The sequence below is a fragment of the Chloroflexota bacterium genome (genome assembly GCA_016219275.1).
Classification (GTDB): domain Bacteria; phylum Chloroflexota; class Anaerolineae; order UBA4142; family UBA4142; genus JACRBM01.
The window spans coordinates 1-3,774 of the sequence record JACRBM010000092.1; the positions used below are offsets into that span (position 1 = coordinate 1).

Here is a 3,774-nt window from a genome sequence, read left to right on the forward strand (position 1 = left end):
CCGTATCACGGCGCGGATGGCTTTGAGCGCTGGGTCGGCTGGGGCATCTTGGTCGCTAACTTGGTCGTCATTGCCCGAACACTGCACAAGCGGCGGCACCGCAAACGTCATGCTCAAAACTGAATTTTCCAACAAGAACTATTTAAATTCCAACCCCGCGCGAATCGCGTCGAGCATATTTTGCGCGACGGCGAGTCGCGCCGCGCGAATCGCGTTCTTGACGGCTTTGGCGTTCGAACGTCCGTGTCCAATAATCGTGACGCCGTCCACACCCAGCACCGGCGCGCCGCCGATTTCCGCGTAATCGAGCCGGCGTTTGAGCGCGTCGAACGCGGGTTTAGCGAGCAAGCCGCCCAACACGGCGAGAGGACGGCGCTTGATTTCGGATTTGATGAAATCAACCAGGACTTCGGCGGTGCCTTCCATCGTTTTGATCATCACGTTGCCGGCAAACCCATCGCTGACAACGACATCCGCATAACCGCGCAGGACGTGTCTGCCTTCGGCATTGCCGATGAAGTTGAGTTTACTCTGCTTGAGCAACGTGTACGCCTCGCGCACCGCCATCGTCCCTTTGCCTTCCTCTTCGCCGTTCGAGAGCAGCGCGACGCGCGGGTTGGGCACGCCGATTACTTTTTCCATATAGATCGAACCCATCAATGCAAATTGGTACAGATACTCTGGTTTCACTTCCGCGTTCGCGCCGATGTCGAGACACAGCGTCTGCGTATTTTCGGATGGAACGATGGCGGCGAACGCGGGGCGCTCGATGCCCTTGATGCGACCCAGACCCAGCAATGCCGCCGCCATCGCCGCGCCCGAATTGCCCATCGTGACAAAGGCGTCCGCTTCTTTTTGCCGCACCAATTTTACCGCGATGTTCATCGAAGCATCTTTTTTCGCTTTGACTGCTTCGACGTGCTCGGTCATGCCGATTTCGGTCGGCGCGTGAACGACATGCAAATCCAGACCCTGGGTCGCGTGCTTGCCAAGTTCTGCTTTGATTTTGTTTTCATCGCCGACGAGGAGAATCGTCACGCCAAACTCGCGCGCCGCGAGCACTGCGCCGGCGACATCCGGCGCGGGGCGCGCGTCACTGCCCATCGCGTCTAATGCAATCTTCATTGCGCCTCCGCACTATTTTTTGCCATAGAGTCCGGTGATGACAAGTTTCGCGAGCACGCGCCCGGTCATCGCTTTTTCAATGTCCGCTCGCGACGCGCCCTCGTTCAAGCCGAGTGTTTCAACGTCGAGCGCGAAGAGTTGGAAGATGAAACGATGAATGCCGGAGGGTGGACACGGACCAACGTACGTGTTCCGTTTCGCGCTGTTCGATCCACCTTTGCCGACGCCTTTCACGTTTTCGATCAAACCGGTGGTGGTTGGCGGAACGTCGAACACGATCCAATGTGTAAATGTCGTCACGACCGCATCCGGGTCTTCCATCATCAGCACCAAACTCTGCGCGTTGCGCGGCACGCCGATCCACGTGAGTGGTGGCGAAATATTCTCCCCATCGCACGTGTACTTGGCGGCAAGCAGCGCGCCATCGGTGAACGCGCTACTCGAAAAGATAAAGGGCGCGGCGGTTGGCGTTGGCGGGACGAGCGTGGGTGTGGCGGTCGGCGTCACCGGCGTCGGCGTGACGGTCGGCGGGATCGGCGTCGCGGTCGGAGGCGGCTGGGTCGGCGCGACAGTTGGAATCGGAATTCGCGCACAAGCACTAGATAGGATTGCAACGGACAAAATAAAAAGAATCACGACGATGTGGGTATGGGCGCGCAACATTGCCACCTCCTTGCGGGGGGTATTTTACTCAAGAACGCGTGAATTCGCAAGGTTTATTTATTTTTACTTTTTGCTTGACACAAGCGCCGGAAGGTGATAGGATAAACATGCTAACGGAATTGACCCGATCAACCCGGCAAAATAGGACGAGATTATGATTGCGAAACGGTAGCTGGAAGATACTGCCCGGCGGAGCTAGGATGGAAAACGATTCCGAATTGGTTGCGGAATGTCTGGGCGGCAACAATAGTGCATGGAGGAAACTCGTTTCGCGTTATGCCCGTTTGGTATATAGTAGACTTTCGGAAACAACTTTGCCTCTCGCCAAGATGCAAAGCACGCAAAGTATCATCTTGAAAAAGATTGGCGTTCTTGGCGGCTTGGCGAGAGATGTCTTATTCCCGATAATGTCTAGTATTCCATTTTTGATCTTGCAGAGGAAAATTTCCAACATTGCCAACCTGAATGAGGAAAGTGTTGACGCCGGCGATTCACCCAGCGAAATTGTAGAGCGGCTAGAGAAACAGCACATTGTTCACGCCGCGCTCGCCGCGCTCGATGTACCGTGTCGCACATTGCTATCGTTGTTGTTTCTAAATGATAATCCTAGTTCTTATCGCGATATCGCTGTCCGACTAGGAATTCCTATCGGAAGCATTGGACCCACTCGTCGGCGATGTTTTATGAAAATGCTTCGCATTCTCGTAGACGAATTTGAGTTTCAATTGTAAAACGCGCATCAAGTTCGCCTACCTACGCGGGAAACGTGGACGATTTCGATTCCGATTCCGATCTCGAGCTCAAGTGGGACATTCTGGCAAATATCTTTCGCAACGATGACAGCGTCCAAGTTCCGTTCTCGACATTAGAAAGAGCATTTGCCATTCCTGCGCGTCTCCGCGCCCCGGCGCCTTCACATCCTCCTGAGCGTCTCCGTCCGCGCCAATCGTCCTTCCAATATCGCAATGTGTTGACAATCCAAAACATGCTTAGAGCCATTCCAATTTTGATCCAAGTCGTGCTGGTCATGTTGCTTCTGTGGCAAGCCGCCAGACTGGAACAACTCGCGAAACGAATTGAGCAAGGACCGGTCTCACAGCCAACCATAGATGCCGGAGAGATGCCGGAGCGATACAAGGCGCTGACGCCTGCTCTTGGGCTGCCCAACACACCGACAACTCCGACTAAGATACCAACACCGAAAACACAAGGCACTCCAGAGAATCGCGCTGTGCCATCTTTTGTTGTTCCCGTCGTTGACGCATCAGCAGGAGTTTCCTCAATAGATGTCCTGCCGAATGCGGCATTGCCAAGTGTAATGCCAAATCTGCTAACAGATCAAGTCGTGCCGCAAGCGACGGAATTTTCACAACTTGGGCAATCTACACCAAAATCACAATTCGAATCGAAAGGGCAATCGCAACGAATACAAGTACAATCCACACCGATTTCGGTGCCCACTGTAAATGAGTTGGTTACACCGACCTTAAGCTCGTTGTCGCAGTTAACACCAGAACCAACGGCAGAGTCAGCTAGCACAGTGCAACCTACTGTGAAACCAACCGGTGCACTACCACAACCAACCGCGCAGGCGAATCCAACAAATTCATTACTGCAGCCAACCGCGAAACCACAACCGACCAATCCACCACCACAACCAACCGCGAAACCACAACCGACCAATCCACCATCACAACCAACCGCGAAACCACAACCGACCAATCCACCACCGCAGCCAACCGCGAAACCACAACCGACCAATCCACCGCCGCAGCCAACCGCGAAACCACAACCGACCAATCCACCGCCGCAGCCAACCGCGAAACCACAACCGACCAATCCACCACCGCAACCGACTGTGAAGGCAAAGCCGACCAACCCACCGCCGCAACCGACTGCGAAGGCAAAGCCGACCAACCCACCGCCGCAACCGACTGTGAAGGCAAAGCCGACCAACCCACCGCCGCAACCGACTGCGAAGGCAAA

4 protein-coding genes are annotated in these 3,774 nt (G+C 54.8%); 1 reads left to right on the plus strand and 3 read right to left on the minus strand.

Going from position 1 to position 3,774, the window contains the following annotated elements:
* Window positions 1-138 precede the first annotated feature (138 nt).
* Window positions 139-1,125, minus strand: a complete 987-nt coding sequence (gene plsX, locus HY868_24575; GenBank protein MBI5305328.1) for a phosphate acyltransferase PlsX — start codon at window positions 1,123-1,125, stop codon at window positions 139-141.
* A gap of 12 nt (window positions 1,126-1,137) precedes the next feature.
* Window positions 1,138-1,788 (minus strand): YbhB/YbcL family Raf kinase inhibitor-like protein, encoded by a 651-nt coding sequence (locus tag HY868_24580; protein ID MBI5305329.1) that lies wholly within the window; start codon window positions 1,786-1,788, stop codon window positions 1,138-1,140.
* A 200-nt stretch (window positions 1,789-1,988) separates the two neighbouring features.
* Here HY868_24580 and HY868_24585 point away from each other — a divergent pair, with 200 nt between their 5' ends.
* Entirely contained in the window at window positions 1,989-2,519 is a 531-nt protein-coding gene (locus HY868_24585; protein MBI5305330.1) for a hypothetical protein, read from the plus strand.
* 816 nt (window positions 2,520-3,335) lie between these two features.
* Here HY868_24585 and HY868_24590 read toward each other — a convergent pair.
* Window positions 3,336-3,774 (minus strand): hypothetical protein (locus HY868_24590; GenBank protein MBI5305331.1); only part of this gene is annotated, 439 nt, incomplete at its 5' end.

Excerpts from the sequence above, each read along its gene's own strand:
- plsX (MBI5305328.1), bottom strand. The coding sequence starts at position 1,125 with ATGAAGATTGCATTAGACGCGATGGGCAGTGACGCGCGCCCCGCGCCG.
- HY868_24580 (MBI5305329.1), bottom strand. The coding sequence starts at position 1,788 with ATGTTGCGCGCCCATACCCACATCGTCGTGATTCTTTTTATTTTGTCC.
- HY868_24585 (MBI5305330.1), top strand. The coding sequence starts at position 1,989 with ATGGAAAACGATTCCGAATTGGTTGCGGAATGTCTGGGCGGCAACAAT.